Raw genomic sequence first — 23769 nt, 5'->3', positions numbered from 1 at the left:
ATGAACAAGACCGCGATTGCGTTACTGGCCCTGCTTGCCAGCAACGTCAGCCTGGCGGCAACGCCGTGGCAAAAAATTACCCAACCTGTGCCGGGTAGCGCACAATCGATAGGCAGTTTTTCTAATGGCTGTATCGTCGGCGCTGACACGCTGCCGATACAGTCCGAACATTATCAGGTGATGCGTACCGATCAGCGTCGCTATTTCGGTCACCCGGATCTGGTCAGGTTTATTCAGCGTCTCAGCCGCCAGGTCAATAATCTGGGGATGGGGACGGTACTGATTGGCGATATGGGGATGCCTGCTGGTGGGCGCTTCAACGGCGGTCACGCCAGCCACCAGACCGGACTGGACGTTGATATCTTCCTGCAACTGCCAAAAACACGCTGGACCTCGGCGCAACTTTTGCGGCCACAGGCGCTGGATCTCGTTTCTCGCGACGGTAAGCACGTTGTTCCATCGCTATGGAAACCGGAAATTTTCAATCTGATTAAACTTGCTGCGCAGGACAAAGATGTTACCCGCATTTTTGTTAATCCGGCGATTAAACAACAACTTTGTCTGGATGCAGGCACCGATCGCGACTGGTTGCGGAAAGTGCGGCCCTGGTTCCAGCATCGCGCGCATATGCATGTACGATTACGTTGTCCTGCCGATAGTCTGGAGTGTGAAGATCAACCTTTACCACCGCCAGGCGATGGCTGTGGGGCAGAACTGCAAAGCTGGTTTGAACCGCCAAAACCAGGAACAACCAAGCCTGAGAAGAAGACACCGCCTCCGTTGCCGCCTTCCTGCCAGGCGCTACTGGATGAGCACGTACTGTAATGGATACTTTTAATCATCTGTTTATGGTTTCCCCGCTGTTGCTGGGCGTCCTCTTTTTGGTCGCCATATTGGCGGGATTTATCGACTCGATAGCGGGCGGTGGTGGGTTACTCACTATTCCGGCATTGATGGCGGCAGGAATGCCTCCGGCTAATGCGCTGGCAACCAATAAACTGCAGGCTTGTGGCGGCTCTATCTCTGCAACCATCTATTTTATTCGCTGCAAAGTGGTTAGCTTAAGCGACCAGAAGCTCAATATTGCTATGACCTTTGTCGGCTCAATGAGCGGCGCTTTATTGGTGCAGTACGTTAAAGCCGATGTGTTACGGCAGATTTTGCCGCTCCTAGTCATTTGTATCGGCCTCTATTTCTTGCTGATGCCAAAACTGGGTGAAGAAGACCGTCAGCGCCGGATGTACGGTCTGCCTTTTGCCTTAATCGCTGGTGGGTGCGTTGGCTTTTATGACGGCTTCTTCGGCCCGGCAGCCGGCTCGTTTTACGCACTGGCCTTTGTGACGCTGTGCGGATTCAACCTCGCTAAAGCCACCGCCCACGCGAAATTACTCAATGCAACGTCAAACCTCGGCGGGTTGTTGCTGTTTATTCTCGGCGGCAAGGTGATTTGGGCGACGGGATTTGTGATGCTGGTGGGGCAATTTCTCGGCGCGCGCATGGGGTCACGACTGGTGTTGAGCAAAGGACAAAAACTGATCCGCCCGATGATCGTTATCGTCTCAGCGGTGATGAGCGCCAAATTACTTTATGATAGCCACGGACAGGAGATCCTCCACTGGTTGGGGATGAACTAATGAACAGTACACACCACTATGAGCAGCTGATTGAAATTTTTAATAACTGCTTTGCCGATGAATTTAATACCCGTCTGATTAAAGGCGACGACGAACCGATCTATCTTCCTGCAGATGCGGAAGTACCGTATAACCGCATTATTTTCGCTCACGGTTTTTACGCCAGCGCCATCCACGAGATTTCGCACTGGTGTATTGCCGGGAAAGCGCGCCGAGAACTGGTTGACTTCGGCTACTGGTATTGCCCGGATGGTCGCGATGCTCAAACGCAGAGCCAGTTTGAAGATGTTGAAGTGAAGCCGCAGGCGCTTGACTGGTTGTTTTGCGTGGCGGCGGGATATCCGTTTAATGTCAGTTGCGACAACCTTGAAGGGGATTTCGAACCGGATCGCGTGGCATTTCAACGGCGGGTCCATGCACAGGTAATAAACTATCTGGAGAACGGTATTCTCGAACGTCCGGCACGCTTTATCAAAGCATTACAAAATTATTATCACACGCCGGAACTTACGGCGGAACAGTTCCCGTGGCCGGAAGCGCTCAACTGAAGCCTGCGCCACGTTTTACAATGAGGAAAGAAGATGATCGCGGAGTTTGAATCACGCATTCTGGCATTAATCGACGGTATGGTTGACCATGCCAGTGATGATGAGTTATTTGCCAGTGGGTATTTGCGTGGCCACCTGACATTAGCCATCGCAGAACTGGAAAGTGGCGATGACCACTCCGCCCTGGCGGTATATACAACGGTTAGCCAGAGTCTGGAAAAAGCTATTGGCGCGGGTGAATTGTCGCCGCGCGACCAGGCGCTGGTAACCGATATGTGGGAACATCTGTTTCAGCAGGCTTCACAGCAGCATAATGCCTGATGCGACGCTTACCGCGTCTTATCAGGCCTACAGGTTACACCCAGTTACAAGTAGGTCGGATAAGGCGTTCACGCCGCATCCGACAAAACAATGCCAAAGCAGATTACCCAGCCTTAACCGCTTTACCTTTCAGCAACTTCCGTACCCATAATCGATTCGGATTTAACGCTGCCAGCGTACTGGCATCCATCGGAATCGGTTCTTCACTCATCTGTGCCGCCAGAATTTCGGCGCACAGCGGGGCTGAGCACAAACCACGCGACCCCAAAGCAGCAAGCATAAACAGATTGGCATAAATCGGTGCGCTTACCGCTTCATCTTTCTGTTCCGCCAGAGAGGCATATTCCGTGAGCGTTGCGTCATAATCAGGCACATTGCCTACCATTGGCAGATGATCGCGGGTAGCACAGCGAACACCGCAACGCGCCTCTTTATCACTGACATCAACCGCCTTCGCCCATTGTGCTTGTGGGAAACAATCAATAAGCCGCTGCCGATTCTGTTGCTGATCGTCCTCACTGTAGGTCGTATCTTCGCTGCCGCGATGATAACTGGCGCCAATACAATGGTGCTGATTTGCCGGATTTTGCGGTGTGAGATAGCCGTCATAACACAAAACTTGCTTCAGCTTCGCCAGCTCCGACGTGGTCGGAATATGGCTGACCTGACCGGCAACTGAATAAACCGGCAAATGCGATGTTTGATTGAAACGGTTGATTTGATGCCCGTTCGCCAGTACCACCACGCTATGTGTCGCTTGCTGATTATCCACAAACCTCAGTTGCCACACATCATCCTGGCGGGATAAATCCTGTAACCGATGTTGATAACGAATCTGCAAACCTTGCTGTTGCGCCAGTTCCAGTACATTACGGGTCAGTTCCGCCGGACACAGCCAGCCACCTTGCGGATAAGTAATGCCGCCGCAATTCGTCGCAACGCCTGTAATGTGCTCAACGTCACTCGCTTCTACCGCACTCGCCAGATCTGCGGGTAATTCCATCGACAACATCTGCGCGATTTTATGCTGGCTTTTTTCATCCCATCCCAACTGCGTTACACCGCACCAGTTATGATCGAATGTAACGGGGAATTGGTCATAAAGTCGGCGGGCAAAGGTGAACGCATTGGAGAAAAAGCGATTTAATGCTTCGTCATGTTTGCTCAATAACGGATACAACGCGCCCTGACGGTTACCGGAAGCCCCCAGCGCAGGGGCGTCATCCGCGCAATAAAGCGTTACCTGCCATCCGCGACGTAACAGCGCCAGCGACAACAACGCGCTGGCAATACCGCCGCCGATAATTGCCGCTTCCCGTTGGCTGCTGCCCGTACGGTTAAACCACGGCGCGGAGCAGGAGAGTGGTAATGTCTGCTCCATTACGCCGCAAAGCATTTCCCGTTTACGACCAAACCCTTTGCGCTTTTGCATGGTAAATCCGGCTTCCTGTAAACCACGGCGGACAAAACCGGCGGAAGTAAAGGTCGCCAGCGTACCGCCGGGGCGTGCCAGGCGCGCCATGGCATTAAACAGATTTTGCGTCCACATATCCGGGTTTTTCGCTGGAGCAAAACCGTCCAGAAACCAGGCGTCCACTTTTTGATTCAGCGAATCGTCCAGTTGGCTGGTCAGTTCGTTGATATCGCCAAACCATAAATCCAGCGTTACGCGGCCTTCATCGAGCAATAAACGATGGCAACCGGGCAGGGGCAAAGGCCACTGCGCCTGAAGCTGTTCCGCCCACAGGGTCAGCTCCGGCCAGTGTTGATGCGCCAGCGCTAAATCTGCGCGGGTGAGGGGGAATTTCTCAAAACTGATGAAATGCAATCGCTGCAATTGCGCCTGTGGATGCGCTTCGCGAAATTGATCGAATGCCTGCCATAGCGTCAGGAAGTTTAATCCGGTGCCGAAGCCGCTTTCAGCTACCACAAACAGAGGATATTGATGTGTGGGAAAACGTGCCTCTAATTGGTTACCCCCCAGAAAAACATAGCGTGTCTCTTCCAGTCCGTTATCGTTGGAAAAATAGACATCGTCAAAATCTCGGGAAACAGGTGTACCCTCAGCATTAAATTCGAGGTTGGCAGGTTGTATGGCGTAGTGTTTCACGTAAGTTACTCGTCTCACAGGCGGTGGCTCGATCTTAGCGATGTGTGCCAGGCGGCGCAAATTTCTCTATTAATTGGCTGATCGGACTTGTTCGGCGTACAAGTGTACGCTATTGTGCATGCGAAACTTACTCTATGTGCGACTTACAGAGGTATTGAATGAAACGTGCAGTGATTACTGGCCTGGGCATTGTTTCCAGCATCGGTAATAACCAGCAGGAAGTCCTGGCATCTCTGCGTGAAGGACGTTCAGGGATCACTTTCTCTCAGGAGCTGAAGGATTCCGGCATGCGTAGCCACGTTTGGGGCAACGTAAAACTGGATACCACTGGCCTCATTGACCGCAAAGTAGTGCGCTTTATGAGCGACGCATCCATCTATGCATTCCTTTCTATGGAGCAGGCAATTGCAGATGCCGGCCTCTCCCCGGAAACTTACCAGAATAACCCGCGCGTTGGCCTGATTGCAGGTTCCGGCGGCGGTTCCCCGCGTTTTCAGGTATTTGGCGCTGACGCAATGCGTAGCCCGCGCGGCCTGAAAGCGGTTGGTCCGTATGTGGTCACCAAAGCGATGGCATCTGGCGTTTCTGCCTGTCTCGCTACGCCGTTTAAAATTCACGGCGTTAACTACTCTATCAGCTCCGCGTGCGCGACTTCCGCACACTGTATCGGTAATGCGGTAGAGCAGATCCAACTGGGCAAACAAGACATCGTATTTGCTGGCGGCGGCGAAGAGCTGTGCTGGGAAATGGCGTGCGAATTTGACGCGATGGGCGCGCTGTCCACTAAATACAACGATACCCCGGAAAAAGCTTCCCGTACTTATGACGCGCATCGTGACGGTTTCGTTATCGCTGGCGGCGGCGGTATGGTAGTCGTTGAAGAGCTGGAACACGCGCTGGCGCGCGGCGCGCATATCTACGCTGAAATCGTTGGTTATGGCGCAACCTCTGATGGTGCAGACATGGTTGCTCCGTCTGGCGAAGGCGCAGTACGTTGTATGCAGATGGCGATGCACGGTGTTGATACGCCAATCGACTACCTGAACTCCCACGGGACTTCGACTCCGGTCGGCGACGTGAAAGAGCTGGCGGCTATCCGCGAAGTATTTGGCGATAAGAGCCCGGCGATTTCTGCAACCAAGGCAATGACCGGTCACTCTCTGGGCGCGGCAGGCGTACAGGAAGCTATCTACTCTCTGCTGATGCTGGAACACGGCTTCATTGCCCCGAGCATTAACATTGAAGAGCTGGACGAGCAGGCTGCGGGTCTGAACATCGTGACAGAAACTATCGATCGCGAGTTGACCACTGTTATGTCTAACAGCTTCGGCTTCGGTGGCACCAACGCCACGCTGGTGATGCGTAAGCTGAAAGATTAATTCGGAGTAGGTCGGAGTAGGTCGGATAAGACGCGCCAGCGTCGCATCCGACGTTACGCGCCAATGTTGCATCCGACACTAACGCAAAAGGGAACCTGATGGTTCCCTTTTTCACATCATTGACAATAGTCGCTTGTTCCAGGCAAACTTTCTGCTTTGTCGATGTCCTTCTGAATATACGTACGCGTTAAATCCTGCCAACGCCCCGTAACCCTGAAAACCAGATAGATGAGACGAGTTCACTCCTCGCCTTGCGCTGCATTCTGGAGTAATACATGACTGCTGTAAGCCAAACAGAAACACGTTCTTCCGCTAATTTTTCGCTCTTTCGCATCGCTCTTGCGGTTTTCCTTACCTACATGACAGTCGGACTGCCGTTGCCGGTTATCCCGCTGTTTGTCCATCATGAGTTGGGCTATGGCAACACCATGGTTGGAATTGCCGTCGGCATTCAGTTTTTGGCGACAGTTTTGACACGCGGCTATGCCGGGCGGCTGGCCGATCAATATGGTGCGAAACGTTCGGCGCTCCAGGGGATGTTAGCTTGCGGTCTGGCTGGCGTTGCGTTGCTGCTGGCGGCGCTTTTACCGGTTTCCGCGCCAATCAAATTTTCCCTGTTGGTTGTTGGGCGGTTGATTCTTGGTTTTGGCGAAAGCCAGTTGCTGACGGGCGCCCTGACCTGGGGATTAGGCATTGTCGGGCCAAAACATTCCGGCAAAGTGATGTCGTGGAACGGAATGGCAATTTACGGCGCGCTGGCGGTTGGCGCGCCGCTTGGTTTACTGATTCATAGTCATTACGGTTTTGCTGCACTGGCGCTTACCACAATGGCATTGCCGTTACTGGCGTGGGCCTGTAACGGTACCGTGCGTAAAGTACCGGCTATGGCAGGAGAACGTCCATCGCTATGGAGCGTCATTGGGCTTATCTGGAAACCCGGGTTAGGCCTGGCGCTACAAGGCGTTGGCTTTGCCGTTATCGGCACCTTTGTTTCGCTCTACTTTGCCAGCAAAGGTTGGGCGATGGCGGGCTTTACGCTTACTGCATTTGGCGGCGCGTTCGTGGTGATGCGCGTAATGTTTGGCTGGATGCCAGACCGTTTTGGCGGCGTGAAAGTGGCAATTGTCTCTCTGTTGGTGGAAACCGTGGGCTTGTTGCTGCTCTGGCAGGCGCCAGGCGCATGGGTAGCATTAGCTGGCGCGGCGTTAACCGGAGCAGGATGTTCGCTTATCTTTCCGGCATTGGGTGTGGAAGTGGTTAAGCGTGTTCCGTCGCAAGTTCGGGGTACTGCGTTGGGTGGCTACGCAGCATTTCAGGATATTGCGCTCGGTGTTTCCGGGCCGCTGGCGGGAATGCTGGCGACCTCGTTTGGTTACCCTTCGGTGTTCCTTGCCGGGGCGATATCGGCGGTGCTGGGAATTATTGTCACGATACTGTCGTTTAGCCGGGGTTAACGTACCAGCCAGACTAGCATGACGAGGATGGCGACTAACAAAATCCACACGCTGGGACGTGTCGCCATATTTTGCAATGTGTTCATTAATGGTGGAAAGGGATTGAGCAGTGGCTGGATGTCTCGTGGATCAATCCCTTTAACCCGCCGTTGATAGAGCTGGTTCAGGATATCCTCAGCCTGTACAGAAGAAAGGACGGATTGCGCGGAAAGGCCATATTTTTGCTCGATATACGCGGATAGTGCTGCCAGCTCGTTGGTATCCAGCGGTTTCTTTAGCGCCATCTGAAGCGATTCCAGCGTCGGGGTATTTTGTTGGCTTAAGCTCTGACGCGCCTGCAACCAGGTGACCAGATGGTTAAACAGTTTTGCCGGGATTAGTTCGCCATCTTTCACACCAGAAAGCTCCAGCATCGACTGCCAGATCTGCTTGCTGGATTCCCCTGTCGCCGCGGCGAGTTTAGTCACCAGTTGTTTAAGCGTATTATGCTCCGCCGGTAATAAAGGACGATCGGTAGCCTGACGTTGCTGTGGTTGAGGAATAACCATTTTCCCTTCCTGTAACAGGTTAAGAATGGTCTTTAATTGTTCTGGCGAGAGTTGGTTAAGCGGTGTCTGACCAACGTTATTTCGGATGTAATCCGTAACCGCCTGACGGTTATTTCCCAACCGTAAATATTCCCCTAACTGGGCTAAAAGCCGACGAGCAGAATAGCTCTTTTGCGCGGCAAGCAGACGTTGCGTGAGGTTATGTTCCGCAGCGGGGAAGTGGCGCGAGAGTAAAGGTGAATCGCCTGGCAGGCCGATGTCGTGTTTGATGCCGGCCCATAACTCCGCTCTCTGTTGTTGCGTCAGCGAGGTTACTTTGGTCATCAAGCTTTCCAGGGCGGTACGTTGCAGACTGGATAAAGGCTGAGTGCCTGCGCTGTTTTCCCGGTCTGGCAGTTGCCCGGGAGGAGGGCCGGAAATAGGTTGTATCATTATGTATCCTTATACCTGAAATCATCGCAAGTATGCCTGGGCGCGAGATTATGGCACACTTGTTTGGTTAACTCTCGTCTCATACAGGTACCACAAACGTGAAAATCCTTGTTGATGAAAATATGCCTTATGCCCGTGAATTATTTAGCCGTTTGGGTGAGGTGAAAGCGGTTCCCGGTCGTCCGATTCCCGTTGCACAACTGGATGACGCAGATGCGTTGATGGTGCGTTCGGTCACGAAGGTGAACGAATCTTTGCTGGCCGGAAAATCCATTAAATTTGTCGGTACTGCTACTGCGGGGACCGACCATGTTGATGAGGCATGGTTGAAACAGGCGGGGATTGGCTTTTCCGCAGCGCCAGGTTGCAATGCAATTGCCGTCGTGGAGTACGTTTTCTCATCACTGCTAATGCTTGCTGAGCGTGATGGATTTTCACTGCATGAGCGTACTGTTGGTATCGTGGGCGTCGGTAACGTCGGTCGTCGATTACAGGCGCGCTTGGAAGCCTTAGGCATTCGCACTTTGTTGTGTGACCCGCCACGCGCCGATCGTGGAGATGAAGGCGATTTTCGCTCGCTGGACGAGTTAGTTGCACAAGCGGATATTCTGACTTTCCATACGCCGCTGTTCAAAGACGGGCCGTATAAAACGCAGCATCTGGCGGACGAAAAACTGATTCGCAGACTGAAACCGGGGGCGATTCTGATTAACGCCTGTCGTGGCGCGGTTGTCGATAATACCGCGCTGCTGACCTGTCTGAACGAAGGCCAGAAGCTGAGCGTAGTGCTGGATGTCTGGGAAGGCGAACCGGAGCTCAATGTGGAGCTGCTGAAAAAAGTAGATATCGGTACGCCGCATATCGCGGGCTATACCTTGGAAGGGAAAGCGCGTGGTACAACGCAAGTGTTTGAAGCTTACAGCAAGTTTATCGGTCATGAGCAGCACGTTGCGCTGGATACGTTGCTGCCTGCGCCGGAGTTTGGTCGCATTACGCTACATGGTTCTCTCGATCAGCCAACGCTAAAAAGGCTGGTGCATTTGGTGTATGATGTGCGCCGCGATGATGCGCCACTGCGCAAAGTTGCTGGGATTCCGGGTGAGTTCGATAAATTGCGCAAAAATTACCTTGAGCGCCGTGAATGGTCGTCTCTGTATGTGATGTGTGATGACGCCAGCGCGGCGGCATTACTGTGTAAACTGGGTTTTAACGCCGTTCATCATCCGGCACGTTAATCTCTTCTTCATGCTCTCTGCTGTAATATCGGCAGGGAGTTTTGCTATTTCTGGAGTAAACCACCATGTCTGAAGGCTGGAACATTGCCATCCTGGGCGCAACTGGCGCTGTGGGTGAAGCCCTGCTCGAAACGCTGGCTGAACGTCAGTTCCCGGTTGGAGAAATTTATGCACTGGCACGTAACGAAAGCGCAGGTGAACATCTGCGCTTTGGTGGTAAGACAATCATCGTGCAGGATGTCGTCGATTTCGACTGGACGCAGGCGCAGCTGGCGTTTTTTGTCGCTGGCAAAGAAGCCACTGCGAGCTGGGTTGAAGAAGCGACCAACGCAGGGTGCCTGGTCATTGATAGCAGCGGATTGTTTGCCCTCGAACCCGATGTACCGCTGGTGGTGCCGGAAGTGAACCCGTTCGTGCTGACCGATTACCGTAACCGCAACGTTATTGCCGTACCGGACAGCCTGACCAGTCAGTTGCTGGCGGCGCTGAAACCGTTAATCGATCAGGGCGGTTTGTCGCGCATTAGCGTTACCAGCCTGATTTCTGCCTCTGCTCAGGGTAAAAAAGCGGTCGATGCCTTAGCCGGGCAGAGCGCAAAATTGCTCAACGGCATTCCGATTGATGAAGATGATTTCTTCGGTCGTCAACTGGCGTTCAACATGCTGCCGTTATTGCCGGACAGGGAAGGTAGTGTGCGCGAAGAGCGTCGTATCGTCGATGAAGTCCGCAAAATTTTGCAGGACGAGGGGCTGATGATTTCAGCGAGCGTCGTGCAGTCACCCGTCTTTTATGGTCACGCCCAGATGGTGAACTTTGAAGCATTGCGTCCGCTGGCGGCGGAAGAAGCGCGTGATGCTTTTGCGCAAGGCGAAGATATTGTGCTTTCCGAAGAGAACGAGTTCCCGACTCAGGTCGGCGACGCTTCCGGTACGCCGCATCTGTCTGTTGGTTGCGTGCGCAATGACTACGGTATGCCGGAGCAAATTCAGTTCTGGTCTGTTGCCGATAACGTTCGCTTTGGCGGTGCGCTAATGGCTGTGAAAATCGCTGAGAAACTGGTGCAGGAGTATCTGTACTGATGTCCGACCAGCAACCATCGCCAGTTTATAAAATTGCGCTGGGCATTGAGTACGACGGTAGTAAGTATTACGGCTGGCAACGGCAAAACGAAGTACGCAGTGTGCAGGAAAAACTGGAAAAAGCGCTCTCGCAGGTGGCGAACGAACCGATCACCGTGTTCTGCGCCGGGCGTACTGACGCAGGCGTGCATGGTACGGGGCAGGTGGTGCATTTCGAAACTACCGCTCTGCGTAAGGATGCCGCATGGACGCTAGGCGTCAATGCGAATTTACCTGGTGATATCGCCGTGCGTTGGGTTAAAGCTGTACCAGATGATTTTCATGCCCGATTTAGCGCTACGGCTCGCCGTTATCGCTACATCATCTACAATCATCGACTGCGCCCGGCGGTGTTGAGTAAAGGTGTGACTCACTTTTACGAACCACTGGACGCCGAGCGGATGCATCGGGCTGCGCAATGCCTGCTGGGCGAGAATGATTTCACCTCGTTTCGCGCGGTGCAGTGCCAGTCCCGGACACCGTGGCGCAACGTGATGCATATCAACGTTACGCGTCACGGACCTTATGTGGTGGTGGATATCAAAGCAAATGCCTTTGTACATCACATGGTGAGGAATATTGTCGGTAGCCTGATGGAAGTCGGCGCCCACCACCAGCCGGAGAGCTGGATAGCAGAGCTGTTGGCGGCAAAAGACAGAACGCTGGCGGCAGCAACGGCGAAAGCGGAAGGGCTATATCTGGTCGCGGTGGATTATCCAGACCGATTTGATCTTCCAAAACCACCAATGGGCCCGCTGTTTCTGGCGGACTAATTTAGTCGCACAAGGCATAGGCAAATATGGACCTGATTTATTTCCTCATCGATTTTATTTTGCATATAGATGTGCACCTGGCGGAGCTGGTCGCGCAGTACGGCGTCTGGGTTTATGCCATTTTGTTTTTGATTCTGTTCTGCGAAACCGGGTTGGTGGTAACGCCGTTTTTGCCTGGTGATTCTCTACTGTTTGTTGCCGGAGCGTTGGCATCACTGGAAACTAACGATCTCAACGTTCATATGATGGTCGTACTGATGCTGATTGCCGCAATTGTCGGTGACGCGGTCAACTACACCATTGGCCGACTGTTTGGTGAGAAGTTATTCAGCAATCCCAATTCGAAGATTTTCCGTCGCAGTTATCTCGATAAAACCCATCAGTTTTATGAGAAGCATGGCGGCAAAACCATTATTCTTGCCCGTTTTGTGCCTATCGTCAGAACGTTCGCCCCGTTTGTCGCGGGGATGGGCCACATGTCGTACCGTCATTTCGCCGCTTTCAATGTGATTGGCGCGTTGTTGTGGGTACTGCTTTTTACCTACGCTGGCTATTTCTTCGGAACGCTCCCCTTCATTCAGAGCAACCTTAAACTGATGATTGTTGGCATTATTTTTGTTTCAATATTGCCAGGTGTTTTCGAATTTATTCGCCACAAACGCGCTGCGGCACGCGCCGCAAAATAAAAAGTAACTCCGCGGTTCGACCACTTTTTTATCCAAAGTTTCGGGCTGTTATGTTTTAATGTGCAACATTCATGGTCTGTTGGGGGCAAAAATGGCATTATGCGTCCCCAAAGATAAAACTGGCATCGAACCAGGTTCAGACAGAAAGGTCCCTAATGAGCTGGATTGAACGAATTAAAAGCAACATTACTCCCACCCGCAAGGCGAGCATTCCTGAAGGGGTGTGGACTAAGTGTGATAGCTGCGGTCAGGTTTTATACCGCGCTGAGCTGGAGCGTAATCTTGAGGTCTGTCCGAAGTGTGACCATCACATGCGCATGACGGCGCGTAATCGCCTGCATAGCCTGTTAGATGAAGGAAGCCTTGTGGAGCTGGGTAGCGAGCTTGAGCCAAAAGACGTGCTGAAGTTCCGTGACTCCAAGAAGTATAAAGACCGTCTGGCTTCTGCGCAGAAAGAAACCGGCGAAAAAGATGCGCTGGTCGTGATGAAAGGCACCCTGTATGGGATGCCGGTTGTCGCTGCGGCATTCGAATTCGCTTTTATGGGCGGTTCAATGGGTTCCGTGGTTGGTGCGCGTTTCGTGCGTGCTGTCGAACAGGCGCTGGAAGATAACTGCCCGCTGATCTGCTTCTCCGCTTCTGGTGGCGCGCGTATGCAGGAAGCGCTGATGTCGCTGATGCAGATGGCGAAAACTTCTGCCGCGTTGGCAAAAATGCAGGAGCGCGGACTGCCGTATATTTCCGTGCTGACTGACCCGACCATGGGCGGTGTTTCTGCAAGTTTCGCGATGCTGGGCGATCTCAACATTGCTGAACCGAAAGCGTTGATTGGCTTTGCCGGTCCGCGCGTTATTGAGCAGACTGTACGCGAAAAACTGCCGCCAGGATTCCAGCGCAGTGAATTCCTGATCGAGAAAGGCGCCATCGATATGATCGTCCGTCGCCCGGAAATGCGCCTGAAACTGGCCAGCATTCTGGCGAAGCTGATGAATCTGCCAGCGCCGAATCCTGATGCGCCGCGTGAAGGCGAAGTGGTGCCTCCGGTACCGGATCAGGAATCTGAGGCCTGATAACTGATAAGGGCAGGGCCGTTGGCTCTGCCCTTTTGCTTTTCACCTCGTAACGAATCAGCGGATACCATGAATATCAAACGCATTCCTCAAGCCGCGTCGCCTCTGGCTTCGTGGCTTTCTTATCTGGAAAACCTGCACAGTAAAACTATCGATCTCGGTCTTGAGCGTGTAAGTCAGGTCGCGGCGTGTCTCGGCGTCCTCAAACCTGTACCGTTTGTGTTTACCGTCGCAGGCACTAATGGCAAAGGTACAACCTGCCGTACGCTGGAATCGATACTGATGGCGGCAGGGTACAAAGTCGGTGTGTACAGTTCGCCGCATCTGGTGCGTTATACCGAGCGAGTTCGTGTACAAGGCCAGGAATTGCCGGAATCCGCGCATACCGCCTCTTTTGCTGAAATAGAGGTCGCACGCGGTGATATTTCCCTGACCTATTTTGAATACGGTACGCTGTCGGCGTTGTGGCTGTTTAAACAGGCGCAACTCGATGTGGTGATCCTGGAAGTGGGGTTGGGCGGTCGCCTGGATGCGACTAACATTGTCGATGCCGATGTCGCTGTGGTGACCAGCATTGCATTGGATCATACCGACTGGTTGGGGCCGGATCGTGAAAGCATTGGTCGCGAGAAAGCGGGGATTTTCCGCCACGAAAAACCGGCGATTGTCGGCGAGCCGATAATGCCTTACACCATTGCTGATGTGGCGCAGGAGAAAGGCGCATTGTTGCAGCGTTGTGGCGTTGAATGGAGTTATTCCGTGACCGATCATAACTGGTCGTTTACCGATGCGCATGGCACGCTGGAAAATCTGCCGTTGCCGCTAGTCCCGCAACCGAATGCCGCAACGGCGTTGGCGGCGCTACGAGCCAGCGACCTTGACGTCAGTGAACAGGCAATTCGCGACGGCATTGCCAGCGCAATTTTGCCAGGACGTTTCCAGATTGTGAGCGAGTCGCCACGTGTTATTTTTGATGTCGCCCATAATCCTCATGCGGCGGAATATCTCACCGGGCGTATGCAAGCGTTACCGAAAAACGGGCGTGTGTTGGCGGTTATCGGTATGCTACATGATAAAGATATTGCCGGAACTCTGGCCTGGTTGAAAAGCGTGGTTGATGACTGGTATTGTGCGCCACTGGAAGGGCCGCGTGGTGCCACAGCAGAGCAACTGCTGGAACATCTGGGGAACGGCAAACGATTTGATAGCGTTGCGCAGGCATGGGATGCCGCGATGGCGGACGCTAAAGCGGAAGATACCGTGCTGGTGTGTGGTTCGTTCCATACGGTCGCACATGTCATGGAAGTGATTGACGCGAGGAGAAGCGGTGGCGAGTAAGTTTCAGAATCGGTTAGTAGGCACAATAGTGCTGGTGGCGCTGGGGGTGATTGTGCTTCCGGGGCTGCTCGACGGGCAGAAAAAACATTATCAGGATGAGTTCGCTGCGATCCCTCTGGTGCCAAAGCCGGGCGATCGTGATGAACCCGATATGATGCCAGCCGCCACCCAGGCGCTGCCTACGCAGCCGCCGGAAGGCGCGGCGGAAGAGGTGCGGGCGGGTGATGCCGCCGCACCGTCGCTCGATCCGGCAACCATTGCGGCCAATAATACCGAGTTTGAACCGGAGCCCGCGCCGGTCGCGCCACCGAAGCCGAAATCGGTGGAGCTGCTTAAGCTTAAGGTTGAAGCGCCGCCAGCACCGAAGCCGGTTGTGGAAGAAAAAGCGGCGCCGACGGGCAAAGCCTACGTGGTTCAATTGGGCGCACTGAAAAATGCCGATAAAGTGAATGAGATTGTCGGCAAGCTGCGCGGTGCGGGATATCGGGTTTATACGTCGCCATCCACGCCAGTGCAGGGTAAAATTACCCGTATTCTTGTTGGGCCTGATGCCTCGAAAGATAAGCTGAAAGGTTCGCTTGGCGAACTGAAACAGCTTTCTGGCCTGAGCGGCGTGGTGATGGGCTATACGCCGAATTAATACGGTGTTGCCTGATGCGGCACTAGCGTGTCTTATCAGGCCTACGCAGGGGAGTCCCGTAGGTCGGATAAGGCGTTCACGCCGCATCCGACAGCCGTTGCCTGATGCGATGCTGGCGCATCTTATCAGGCCTACGCAGGGGTAGAACCGTAGGTCGGATAAGGCGTTTACGCCGCATCCGACAATGGTTGCCCAATGCCGCAAAAGGCATAAAAAGTCGATGGCGTTGAATATTTTTTCAGCGCCATTTTTATTGATGCGCGGGAAGGAAATCCCTACGCAAACGTTTTCTTTTTCTGTTAGAATGCGCCCCGAACAGGATGACAGGGCGTAAAATCGTGGGACACATATGGTCTGGATTGATTACGCCATAATCGCGGTGATTGCTTTTTCCTCTCTGGTAAGCCTGATCCGCGGCTTTGTTCGTGAAGCGTTATCGCTGGTGACATGGGGTTGTGCTTTCTTTGTCGCCAGCCATTACTACACTTACCTGTCAGTCTGGTTTACGGGCTTTGAAGACGAACTGGTTCGAAATGGGATTGCCATCGCAGTACTGTTTATCGCCACCTTGATCGTTGGTGCTATCGTGAACTTTGTGATAGGCCAGTTAGTGGAGAAAACAGGGTTGTCAGGCACCGATCGGGTGCTGGGCGTCTGTTTCGGCGCATTGCGTGGTGTGCTGATTGTCGCCGCTATTCTCTTCTTTCTCGACTCCTTTACCGGGGTATCGAAAAGTGAAGACTGGAGCAAATCACAGCTGATCCCACAGTTCAGTTTTATCATCAGATGGTTTTTTGATTATCTGCAAAGCTCGTCAAGTTTCTTGCCCAGAGCGTAAGTGCTCTGAGATGTGGCTTAACGAGGAAAAAGACGTATGTGCGGTATTGTCGGTATCGCCGGTGTTATGCCGGTTAACCAGTCGATTTATGATGCCTTAACGGTGCTTCAGCATCGTGGTCAGGATGCCGCCGGCATCATCACCATTGATGCCAATAACTGCTTCCGCTTGCGGAAAGCGAACGGGCTGGTGAGTGATGTATTTGATGCTCGCCATATGCAGCGTTTGCAAGGCAATATGGGCATTGGTCATGTGCGTTACCCGACGGCTGGCAGCTCCAGCGCTTCTGAAGCGCAGCCGTTTTATGTTAACTCTCCGTATGGCATCACGCTTGCCCACAACGGCAATCTGACCAACGCTCATGAGTTGCGTAAAAAGCTGTTTGAAGAAAAACGCCGCCACATCAACACCACTTCCGACTCGGAAATTCTGCTCAATATCTTCGCCAGTGAACTGGACAACTTCCGCCATTACCCGCTGGAAGCCGACAATATTTTTGCCGCTATTGCCGCGACGAATCGCCTGATCCGCGGTGCGTATGCTTGCGTGGCGATGATTATCGGTCACGGTATGGTTGCTTTTCGCGATCCTAACGGTATTCGTCCGCTGGTGTTGGGAAAACGCGATATTGACGATAATCGCACAGAATATATGGTCGCCTCCGAAAGCGTTGCGCTCGACACCCTGGGCTTTGAGTTTCTGCGTGACGTCGCACCGGGCGAAGCGATTTACATCACTGAAGAAGGGCAGTTGTTTACCCGCCAGTGTGCTGACAATCCGGTCAGCAATCCGTGCCTGTTTGAGTATGTTTACTTTGCTCGCCCGGATTCATTCATCGACAAAATTTCCGTTTACAGCGCGCGTGTGAATATGGGCACGAAACTGGGCGAGAAAATTGCCCGCGAATGGGAAGATCTGGATATCGACGTGGTGATCCCGATTCCAGAAACTTCCTGCGACATTGCGCTGGAAATCGCCCGAATTCTGGGGAAACCGTACCGCCAGGGCTTTGCTAAAAACCGCTATGTTGGTCGCACCTTCATCATGCCAGGCCAGCAACTGCGTCGTAAGTCTGTACGTCGTAAACTAAATGCCAACCGCGCTGAGTTCCGCGATAAAAACGTTCTGCTGGTCGATGACTCCATCGTCCGTGGCACCACCTCTGAACAGATTATCGAAATGGCACGTGAGGCCGGAGCGAAGAAAGTTTACCTGGCTTCTGCGGCACCGGAAATCCGCTTCCCGAACGTTTACGGTATTGATATGCCGAGCGCTAACGAATTGATCGCTCATGGACGTGAAGTGGATGAAATTCGGCAGATCATCGGTGCTGACGGACTTATCTTCCAGGATCTGAACGATCTGATCGAAGCCGTTCGCGCTGAAAACCCGGATATTCATCAGTTTGAATGTTCGGTATTCAACGGCATCTATGTGACTAAAGATGTTGATCAGGGCTACCTCGATTTCCTCGATACCTTACGTAACGACGACGCTAAAGCGGTGCAGCGTCAGAACGAAGTGGAAAATCTGGAAATGCATAACGAAGGATAACACCTTCGCTCAGGGTGTCGGTCTGGCACCCTGACTTGCAACTCCCGCCGAAATCCTGCAAAGTCTGCCTGCAAGTCTGACAGGGCAACTATTTATGAAACGATTCATTGTGGGCATCAGCGGTGCCAGCGGCGCGATTTATGGCGTACGTTTATTGCAGGTTCTGCGTGATGTCGCAGATGTTGAAACGCATCTGGTGATGAGCCAGTCGGCGCGCCAGACCCTATCTCTCGAAACGGATTTTTCCCTGCGCGAAGTGCAGGCATTAGCTGATGTCACGCATGATGCGCGCGATATTGCCGCCAGTATCTCTTCCGGTTCTTTCCAGACTCTGGGGATGGTGATTTTACCCTGTTCAATCAAAACCCTTTCCGGCATTGTACATAGCTATACTGATGGCTTACTGACCCGTGCGGCAGATGTGGTGCTGAAAGAGCGTCGACCGCTGGTGCTTTGTGTGCGTGAAACACCGTTGCACTTAGGCCACCTGCGTTTAATGACTCAGGCGGCAGAAATTGGTGCGGTAATTATGCCGCCTGTTCCGGCGTTTTATCATCGCCCACAATCGCTGGATGATGTGATAAATCAGACAGTTAACCGTGTTCTTGACCAGTTTGCCATAACGCTTCCTGAAGATCTTTTTGCTCGCTGGCAGGGCGCATAATCCCACAATTGCCCTGTTTCAGGGCAATTTTGCAACCGCGATCAAATCCTCAACATTTTGTTCCTGTCATTGAAGCGAAACGCTGCGATCCAACCGACATACCTGCTATCTTCAACTTCAGGACAATAATGCAACGTCTTATTAACATATTTAACGTCGAATGTTTTGATTGTCGGTAAGATGGCATAAGACCTGCATGAACGAGCCTGCAAACACACAACATAAAAAAGCCATCTCACTTGAGGGTTATGTATGAAGAAGTCGATTCTCGCTCTGTCTTTATTAGTCGGTATTTCCGCAGCTGCTTCCAGCTACGCGGCGCTGCCGGAGGCGGTACGTATCGGGACGGATACCACTTATGCGCCGTTCTCATCGAAAGATGCCAAAGGTGATTTTGTTGGCTTTGATATCGATCTCGGTAACGAGATGTGCAAACGGATGCAGGTGAAATGTACCTGGGTTGCCAGTGACTTTGATGCGTTGATCCCCTCACTGAAAGCGAAAAAAATCGACGCCATTATTTCATCGCTCTCCATTACCGATAAACGCCAGCAGGAGATAGCCTTCTCCGACAAGCTGTATGCCGCGGACTCTCGTCTGATTGCTGCTAAAGGTTCACCGATCCAGCCAACGCTGGATTCGCTGAAAGGTAAACATGTGGGCGTGCTGCAAGGTTCTACTCAGGAAGCTTACGCCAATGATAACTGGCGTAGTAAAGGTATTGATGTAGTGGCTTATGCCAACCAGGATCTGGTCTATTCCGATCTTGCTGCTGGGCGCCTGGATGCTGCGCTTCAGGATGAAGTGGCTGCCAGTGAAGGTTTCCTTAAGCAGCCAGCCGGTAAAGATTTTGCCTTTGCAGGCCCATCGGTAAAAGACAAAAAATACTTCGGCGATGGTACGGGTGTAGGGTTGCGTAAAGATGATACAGAACTGAAGGCCGCGTTTGATAAAGCCCTTGGCGAGCTGCGTCAGGATGGCACTTACGACAAGATGGCGAAAAAGTACTTCGACTTTAATGTCTACGGCGATTAATTCGCCGCCGGGAAACTGCACTTGATGGGACATTCATCAGGGGCACTTCAGGTTTGTTGCACTATTGTGGTGCATTGAAATGCATACTTAAGCAATTTTAATGCAAAATAATACAACAAGATGGCCCGGACACTTTGCCTTATTGGTTAATTTTATGGCACGATAAGTGTAACAAACCTGTAAATATTCCCTATAAAAAGACTGTCAGTTGAGGACATTATGAAAAAACGGGTGCTATCGCTCTCTCTGGTTCTGGCCTTATCGAGTGCAACTGCGGCGCTTGCTGCAATTCCACAAAATATCCGTATTGGTACGGATCCGACTTATGCGCCATTTGAATCAAAAAATTCACAAGGCGAGCTGGTTGGCTTTGATATCGATCTGGCGAAAGAGCTGTGCAAACGCATCAATACGCAATGTACGTTTGTTGAGAATCCGCTGGATGCGTTAATTCCGTCATTAAAAGCGAAGAAGATAGACGCCATCATGTCATCGCTTTCCATCACTGAAAAACGTCAGCAGGAAATTGCTTTCACCGACAAACTGTACGCTGCCGATTCTCGTCTGGTGGTCGCGAAAAATTCTGACACTCAGCCGACGGTTGACTCACTGAAAGGTAAGCGGGTTGGGGTACTGCAGGGCACCACGCAGGAGACGTTCGGTAACGAGTACTGGGCGCCAAAAGGCATTGAAATCGTCTCTTATCAGGGACAGGACAATATTTATTCTGACCTGACTGCCGGGCGCATTGATGCCGCGTTCCAGGACGAAGTAGCCGCCAGCGAAGGTTTCCTCAAGCAGCCAGTGGGTAAAGATTACAAATTCGGCGGCCCGTCTGTTAAAGATGAAAAATTGTTTGGCGTAGGCACCGACATGGGCCTGCGTAAAGACGATAACGAACTGCGCGAGGCACTGAACAAAGCCTTTGCCGAAATGCGCGCTGACGGTACTTACGAGAAATTAGCGAAAAAGTACTTCGATTTTGATGTTTATGGTGGTTAATCGCCATCGGTGAAAGAAAGCCCGCTCCCTTCGAAGAGCCGGAGGGAGACAAGAGGCGGTAATTCACCACACACAACAGGACAGGCAGCATGTTGTATGGTTTTTCAGGCGTTATTTTACAGGGGGCGCTTGTCACGCTGGAGCTGGCTATCAGCTCTGTAGTGCTTGCTGTAATCATCGGTTTAATTGGCGCTGGCGGTAAGCTGTCGCAAAACCGGCTTTCGGGGCTGATTTTTGAAGGCTACACCACACTGATTCGTGGTGTGCCGGATTTAGTGTTGATGCTGCTGATTTTCTACGGTTTGCAGATTGCGTTAAACACGGTGACGGAGGCGATGGGCGTCGGACAGATTGATATCGACCCGATGGTTGCCGGTATTATCACTCTCGGTTTTATCTACGGCGCTTACTTCACTGAAACATTTCGCGGTGCGTTTATGGCGGTGCCGAAAGGGCATATAGAGGCGGCGACGGCATTTGGCTTTACTCGCTGGCAAGTGTTTCGGCGGATTATGTTTCCGGCGATGATGCGTTATGCCCTGCCGGGGATTGGCAACAACTGGCAGGTGATCCTCAAATCTACCGCCCTGGTTTCGTTACTTGGTCTGGAAGATGTGGTCAAAGCCACGCAACTGGCGGGCAAAAGTACCTGGGAACCGTTCTATTTCGCCATCGTCTGCGGCGTGATTTATCTGGTTTTCACTACCGTTTCCAATGGTGTGCTGCTGTTCCTTGAGCGCCGCTACTCTATGGGTGTGAAGAGGGCCGACCTGTGATCGAAATATTACATGAATACTGGAAACCGCTACTGTGGACCGACGGTTATCGCTTTACTGGCGTGGCGATCACTCTATGGCTGTTGATTTTGTCGGTAGTGATAGGCGGAGTTCTGGCGCTGTTTCTGGCGATTGGTCGCGTCTCCAGTAATAAATATATTCAGTTTCCGATTTGGCTATTTACTTATATTTTTCGCGGTACGCCGCTGTATGTGCAGTTGCTGGTGTTCTATTCCGGCATGTACACGCTGGAGATTGTTAAGGGAACTGAATTCCTTAATGCTTTTTTCCGCAGTGGCCTTAACTGCACCGTGCTGGCGCTAACGCTCAACACCTGTGCTTACACCACCGAGATTTTTGCCGGGGCAATCCGTTCGGTGCCGCATGGGGAAATTGAAGCCGCCAGAGCCTATGGCTTCTCGACCTTTAAAATGTATCACTGCATTATTTTACCTTCGGCGCTGCGTATTGCTTTACCGGCGTATAGCAACGAAGTGATCCTGATGCTGCACTCTACTGCGCTGGCATTTACCGCCACGGTGCCGGATCTGCTGAAAATTGCCCGTGATATCAATGCCGCGACCTATCAACCTTTTACCGCCTTCGGTATTGCCGCGGTACTCTATTTAATTATCTCTTATGTCCTGATCAGCCTCTTTCGCAGAGCGGAAAAACGCTGGTTGCAGCATGTGAAACCTTCTTCAACGCACTGAGAATACGATGTCCGAGAATAAATTAAACGTTATCGATTTGCACAAACGCTACGGCGAACATGAAGTGCTGAAAGGGGTCTCGTTGCAAGCAAACGCCGGAGATGTCATAAGCATCATCGGATCGTCGGGATCGGGGAAAAGTACCTTTCTGCGTTGCATTAACTTCCTCGAAAAACCAAGCGAAGGATCAATCGTGGTTAACGGTCAGATGATCAATCTGGTACGTGATAAAGACGGTCAACTTAAAGTCGCCGATAAAAATCAGTTACGGTTATTACGTACGCGTCTGACTATGGTGTTCCAGCACTTCAATCTCTGGAGCCATATGACGGTACTGGAAAACGTCATGGAAGCGCCGATTCAGGTGCTGGGCCTGAGCAAACAGGAAGCACGCGAGCGGGCGGTGAAGTATCTGGCGAAAGTCGGTATAGACGAACGTGCGCAGGGGAAATATCCGGTGCATCTTTCCGGCGGTCAGCAACAGCGTGTTTCCATTGCTCGGGCGCTGGCAATGGAACCGGAAGTTCTGCTGTTTGATGAACCTACCTCGGCGCTCGATCCTGAACTGGTAGGCGAAGTGCTGCGCATTATGCAAAAACTGGCGGAAGAGGGGAAAACCATGGTGGTGGTAACCCATGAAATGGGCTTTGCCCGCCATGTTTCTACTCATGTTATTTTCCTCCATCAGGGAAAAATAGAAGAAGAAGGAGCGCCGGAGCAGTTATTCGGCAACCCGCAAAGCCCTCGTTTGCAACAGTTCCTTAAGGGATCGCTGAAATAATTTCCTCTCCGGTGGTTAACGCTGCCGGAGTATTTTCATGGCTAATTTGCGAGTTAGCTTCCGCTGAAATGTATATATTGCAGTCCACTTAAAATAGTTCTGAATTCGCTGCCCAGATATAAAAACTGCCTGCTGCCTTACTTATAAAGGGAGGTTATTGTCTCGTCATCTTAATTTTGAGGGGTGACGGAACGCCATGACCATATCGACAACTTCCACGCCGCATGATGCGGTATTTAAATCTTTTTTACGCCATCCAGACACCGCGCGGGATTTTATTGATATTCATCTTCCCGCACCGCTGCGCAAACTATGTGACTTAACGACGCTCAAACTGGAGCCTAATAGTTTTATTGATGAAGACCTGCGGCAATATTATTCCGATCTCTTGTGGTCTGTGAAAACGCAGGAGGGAGTGGGTTATATTTATGTAGTGATAGAGCACCAAAGTAAGCCGGAAGAATTAATGGCTTTTCGCATGATGCGCTATTCTATCGCGGCGATGCAAAACCATCTTGATGCAGGCTATAAAGAACTGCCTTTGGTGATCCCGATGCTGTTTTATCATGGTTGCAGAAGTCCTTATCCTTATCCTTATCCTTATTCTCTCTGCTGGCTTGATGAATTTGCCGAGCCTGCGATTGCCCGCAAAATTTATTCATCGGCTTTTCCGCTGGTGGATATTACCGTGGTGCCAGATGACGAGATTATGCAACACCGCAAAATGGCGTTACTGGAGTTAATTCAGAAACATATTCGTCAGCGCGATCTGTTGGGATTAGTCGACCAAATTGTTTCGCTGCTAGTTACAGGGAACACTAATGACAGACAGCTAAAAGCCCTGTTTAATTACGTATTACAAACGGGGGATGCCCAGCGTTTCCGTGCATTTATTGGTGAGATAACAGAACGCGCACCACAAGAAAAGGAGAAACTGATGACCATTGCTGACAGATTACGTGAAGAAGGCGCAATGCAGGGCAAACACGAAGAAGTCCTGCGTATTGCTCAGGAGATGCTGGAGAGAGGTTTAGACAGAGAATTAGTTCTTATGGTGATCCGACTTTCGCCAGACGATCTTATCGCGCAAAGCCACTAGCCCTGTAACACCGGGAGTTAA

At 51.9% G+C, this 23769-nt stretch carries 24 protein-coding genes; 22 read left to right on the top strand and 2 right to left on the bottom strand.

Translation table 11 applies throughout. From position 1 onward, the window contains the following. The 4 genes from mepA to EA14781_RS03660 are packed head-to-tail and all read left to right on the top strand — an operon-like array spanning position 1 to position 2503. Positions 1-825, top strand: coding sequence for a penicillin-insensitive murein endopeptidase (mepA, locus tag EA14781_RS03675; protein WP_001043790.1), 825 nt, complete (start codon positions 1-3; stop codon positions 823-825). Beyond that, positions 825-1634: a sulfite exporter TauE/SafE family protein gene (locus tag EA14781_RS03670; RefSeq protein WP_000379359.1), complete on the top strand. Its 810-nt coding sequence runs from the start codon at positions 825-827 to the stop codon at positions 1632-1634. The genes mepA and EA14781_RS03670 overlap by 1 nt, the downstream gene beginning before the upstream one ends. Further along, a complete protein-coding gene (epmC, locus tag EA14781_RS03665; protein ID WP_001089213.1) occupies positions 1634-2182 on the top strand; it encodes an elongation factor P hydroxylase in 549 nt (182 codons plus the stop codon). Before EA14781_RS03670 ends, epmC begins: the two co-directional genes overlap by 1 nt. Before the next feature lie 33 nt (positions 2183-2215). Then, complete coding sequence (locus tag EA14781_RS03660) at positions 2216-2503, top strand: YfcL family protein (protein ID WP_000559756.1); 288 nt, start codon at positions 2216-2218, stop codon at positions 2501-2503. Positions 2504-2606: 103 nt separating this feature from the next. Here EA14781_RS03660 and mnmC read toward each other — a convergent pair whose 3' ends face one another. Next, positions 2607-4613 carry a bifunctional tRNA (5-methylaminomethyl-2-thiouridine)(34)-methyltransferase MnmC2/FAD-dependent 5-carboxymethylaminomethyl-2-thiouridine(34) oxidoreductase MnmC1 gene (gene mnmC, locus EA14781_RS03655; RefSeq protein WP_000683552.1) on the bottom strand — a complete coding sequence of 669 codons (2007 nt, stop codon included), beginning with the start codon at positions 4611-4613 and terminating at the stop codon, positions 2607-2609. A gap of 158 nt (positions 4614-4771) precedes the next feature. Here mnmC and fabB point away from each other — a divergent pair, with 158 nt between their 5' ends. Together fabB and EA14781_RS03645 are read left to right on the top strand one after the other, a co-directional pair. Next, positions 4772-5992, top strand: a complete 1221-nt coding sequence (gene fabB / locus EA14781_RS03650; RefSeq protein ID WP_000817188.1) for a beta-ketoacyl-ACP synthase I — start codon at positions 4772-4774, stop codon at positions 5990-5992. 275 nt (positions 5993-6267) lie between these two features. Then, positions 6268-7446, top strand: a complete 1179-nt coding sequence (locus tag EA14781_RS03645) for an MFS transporter (protein WP_000127800.1) — start codon at positions 6268-6270, stop codon at positions 7444-7446. Here the strand turns inward: EA14781_RS03645 and flk are convergent. Beyond that, complete coding sequence (gene flk / locus EA14781_RS03640) at positions 7443-8426, bottom strand: flagella biosynthesis regulator Flk (protein ID WP_000615795.1); 984 nt, start codon at positions 8424-8426, stop codon at positions 7443-7445. The genes EA14781_RS03645 and flk overlap by 4 nt on opposite strands. A gap of 98 nt (positions 8427-8524) precedes the next feature. Here flk and pdxB point away from each other — a divergent pair, with 98 nt between their 5' ends. The 16 genes from pdxB to rpnB all read left to right on the top strand — a co-directional run bounded on the left by pdxB (position 8525) and on the right by rpnB (position 23748). Beyond that, positions 8525-9661: a 4-phosphoerythronate dehydrogenase PdxB gene (gene pdxB / locus EA14781_RS03635; protein ID WP_000699171.1), complete on the top strand. Its 1137-nt coding sequence runs from the start codon at positions 8525-8527 to the stop codon at positions 9659-9661. 65 nt (positions 9662-9726) lie between these two features. After that, complete coding sequence (locus tag EA14781_RS03630; RefSeq protein ID WP_001289144.1) at positions 9727-10740, top strand: aspartate-semialdehyde dehydrogenase; 1014 nt, start codon at positions 9727-9729, stop codon at positions 10738-10740. Further along, complete coding sequence (gene truA / locus EA14781_RS03625; protein WP_001283571.1) at positions 10740-11552, top strand: tRNA pseudouridine(38-40) synthase TruA; 813 nt, start codon at positions 10740-10742, stop codon at positions 11550-11552. Before EA14781_RS03630 ends, truA begins: the two co-directional genes overlap by 1 nt. A gap of 26 nt (positions 11553-11578) precedes the next feature. Further along, entirely contained in the window at positions 11579-12238 is a 660-nt protein-coding gene (locus EA14781_RS03620) for a DedA family protein (protein ID WP_000364341.1), read from the top strand. A gap of 155 nt (positions 12239-12393) precedes the next feature. After that, positions 12394-13308: an acetyl-CoA carboxylase, carboxyltransferase subunit beta gene (accD, locus tag EA14781_RS03615; RefSeq protein ID WP_000118400.1), complete on the top strand. Its 915-nt coding sequence runs from the start codon at positions 12394-12396 to the stop codon at positions 13306-13308. A gap of 69 nt (positions 13309-13377) precedes the next feature. Continuing rightward, positions 13378-14646, top strand: coding sequence for a bifunctional tetrahydrofolate synthase/dihydrofolate synthase (gene folC, locus EA14781_RS03610; protein WP_001022586.1), 1269 nt, complete (start codon positions 13378-13380; stop codon positions 14644-14646). After that, a complete protein-coding gene (dedD, locus tag EA14781_RS03605; RefSeq protein WP_000157027.1) occupies positions 14636-15286 on the top strand; it encodes a cell division protein DedD in 651 nt (216 codons plus the stop codon). Before folC ends, dedD begins: the two co-directional genes overlap by 11 nt. 349 nt (positions 15287-15635) lie before the next feature. Then, positions 15636-16124 carry a colicin V production protein gene (cvpA, locus tag EA14781_RS03600; protein ID WP_000262113.1) on the top strand — a complete coding sequence of 163 codons (489 nt, stop codon included), beginning with the start codon at positions 15636-15638 and terminating at the stop codon, positions 16122-16124. 36 nt (positions 16125-16160) lie between these two features. Next, complete coding sequence (purF, locus tag EA14781_RS03595) at positions 16161-17678, top strand: amidophosphoribosyltransferase (RefSeq protein WP_000334209.1); 1518 nt, start codon at positions 16161-16163, stop codon at positions 17676-17678. Between the two features lie 94 nt (positions 17679-17772). Continuing rightward, on the top strand, positions 17773-18342 hold the full coding sequence (ubiX, locus tag EA14781_RS03590; protein ID WP_000819437.1) for a flavin prenyltransferase UbiX: 570 nt from the start codon (positions 17773-17775) through the stop codon (positions 18340-18342). Positions 18343-18594: 252 nt separating this feature from the next. Continuing rightward, entirely contained in the window at positions 18595-19377 is a 783-nt protein-coding gene (gene argT / locus EA14781_RS03585; protein ID WP_000748229.1) for a lysine/arginine/ornithine ABC transporter substrate-binding protein ArgT, read from the top strand. 219 nt (positions 19378-19596) lie between these two features. Next, on the top strand, positions 19597-20379 hold the full coding sequence (gene hisJ / locus EA14781_RS03580) for a histidine ABC transporter substrate-binding protein HisJ (RefSeq protein ID WP_000747610.1): 783 nt from the start codon (positions 19597-19599) through the stop codon (positions 20377-20379). A gap of 89 nt (positions 20380-20468) precedes the next feature. Next, entirely contained in the window at positions 20469-21155 is a 687-nt protein-coding gene (gene hisQ, locus EA14781_RS03575) for a histidine ABC transporter permease HisQ (protein ID WP_000965523.1), read from the top strand. Then, positions 21152-21868: an ABC transporter permease gene (locus EA14781_RS03570; protein ID WP_000569953.1), complete on the top strand. Its 717-nt coding sequence runs from the start codon at positions 21152-21154 to the stop codon at positions 21866-21868. The genes hisQ and EA14781_RS03570 overlap by 4 nt, the downstream gene beginning before the upstream one ends. Positions 21869-21875: 7 nt before the next feature. Beyond that, positions 21876-22649, top strand: a complete 774-nt coding sequence (hisP, locus tag EA14781_RS03565) for a histidine ABC transporter ATP-binding protein HisP (RefSeq protein ID WP_001293597.1) — start codon at positions 21876-21878, stop codon at positions 22647-22649. A gap of 196 nt (positions 22650-22845) precedes the next feature. Beyond that, the gene (gene rpnB / locus EA14781_RS03560) at positions 22846-23748 is read left to right on the top strand and encodes a recombination-promoting nuclease RpnB (protein WP_000156138.1); all 903 of its coding nucleotides are present in this window, start codon (positions 22846-22848) and stop codon (positions 23746-23748) included. Positions 23749-23769: the final 21 nt, after the last annotated feature.

Source organism: Escherichia albertii NBRC 107761 = DSM 17582 (genome assembly GCF_000759775.1).
Taxonomy (GTDB): Bacteria; Pseudomonadota; Gammaproteobacteria; order Enterobacterales; family Enterobacteriaceae; genus Escherichia; species Escherichia albertii.
Note: the sequence above shows the minus strand (reverse complement) of the source record. Positions and strands in the feature narration are given on the sequence as shown.

What these genes read in the sequence shown, in the direction of transcription:
- EA14781_RS03670 (WP_000379359.1), top strand. Translation starts at nt 825, where the DNA reads ATGGATACTTTTAATCATCTGTTTATGGTTTCCCCGCTGTTGCTGGGC.
- EA14781_RS03660 (WP_000559756.1), top strand. Translation starts at nt 2,216, where the DNA reads ATGATCGCGGAGTTTGAATCACGCATTCTGGCATTAATCGACGGTATG.
- truA (WP_001283571.1), top strand. Translation starts at nt 10,740, where the DNA reads ATGTCCGACCAGCAACCATCGCCAGTTTATAAAATTGCGCTGGGCATT.
- ubiX (WP_000819437.1), top strand. Translation starts at nt 17,773, where the DNA reads ATGAAACGATTCATTGTGGGCATCAGCGGTGCCAGCGGCGCGATTTAT.
- epmC (WP_001089213.1), top strand. Translation starts at nt 1,634, where the DNA reads ATGAACAGTACACACCACTATGAGCAGCTGATTGAAATTTTTAATAAC.
- fabB (WP_000817188.1), top strand. Translation starts at nt 4,772, where the DNA reads ATGAAACGTGCAGTGATTACTGGCCTGGGCATTGTTTCCAGCATCGGT.
- rpnB (WP_000156138.1), top strand. Translation starts at nt 22,846, where the DNA reads ATGACCATATCGACAACTTCCACGCCGCATGATGCGGTATTTAAATCT.
- mepA (WP_001043790.1), top strand. Translation starts at nt 1, where the DNA reads ATGAACAAGACCGCGATTGCGTTACTGGCCCTGCTTGCCAGCAACGTC.
- hisQ (WP_000965523.1), top strand. Translation starts at nt 20,469, where the DNA reads ATGTTGTATGGTTTTTCAGGCGTTATTTTACAGGGGGCGCTTGTCACG.
- EA14781_RS03630 (WP_001289144.1), top strand. Translation starts at nt 9,727, where the DNA reads ATGTCTGAAGGCTGGAACATTGCCATCCTGGGCGCAACTGGCGCTGTG.
- hisP (WP_001293597.1), top strand. Translation starts at nt 21,876, where the DNA reads ATGTCCGAGAATAAATTAAACGTTATCGATTTGCACAAACGCTACGGC.
- accD (WP_000118400.1), top strand. Translation starts at nt 12,394, where the DNA reads ATGAGCTGGATTGAACGAATTAAAAGCAACATTACTCCCACCCGCAAG.
- flk (WP_000615795.1), bottom strand. Translation starts at nt 8,426, where the DNA reads ATGATACAACCTATTTCCGGCCCTCCTCCCGGGCAACTGCCAGACCGG.
- cvpA (WP_000262113.1), top strand. Translation starts at nt 15,636, where the DNA reads ATGGTCTGGATTGATTACGCCATAATCGCGGTGATTGCTTTTTCCTCT.
- folC (WP_001022586.1), top strand. Translation starts at nt 13,378, where the DNA reads ATGAATATCAAACGCATTCCTCAAGCCGCGTCGCCTCTGGCTTCGTGG.
- argT (WP_000748229.1), top strand. Translation starts at nt 18,595, where the DNA reads ATGAAGAAGTCGATTCTCGCTCTGTCTTTATTAGTCGGTATTTCCGCA.
- hisJ (WP_000747610.1), top strand. Translation starts at nt 19,597, where the DNA reads ATGAAAAAACGGGTGCTATCGCTCTCTCTGGTTCTGGCCTTATCGAGT.
- EA14781_RS03620 (WP_000364341.1), top strand. Translation starts at nt 11,579, where the DNA reads ATGGACCTGATTTATTTCCTCATCGATTTTATTTTGCATATAGATGTG.
- EA14781_RS03645 (WP_000127800.1), top strand. Translation starts at nt 6,268, where the DNA reads ATGACTGCTGTAAGCCAAACAGAAACACGTTCTTCCGCTAATTTTTCG.
- purF (WP_000334209.1), top strand. Translation starts at nt 16,161, where the DNA reads ATGTGCGGTATTGTCGGTATCGCCGGTGTTATGCCGGTTAACCAGTCG.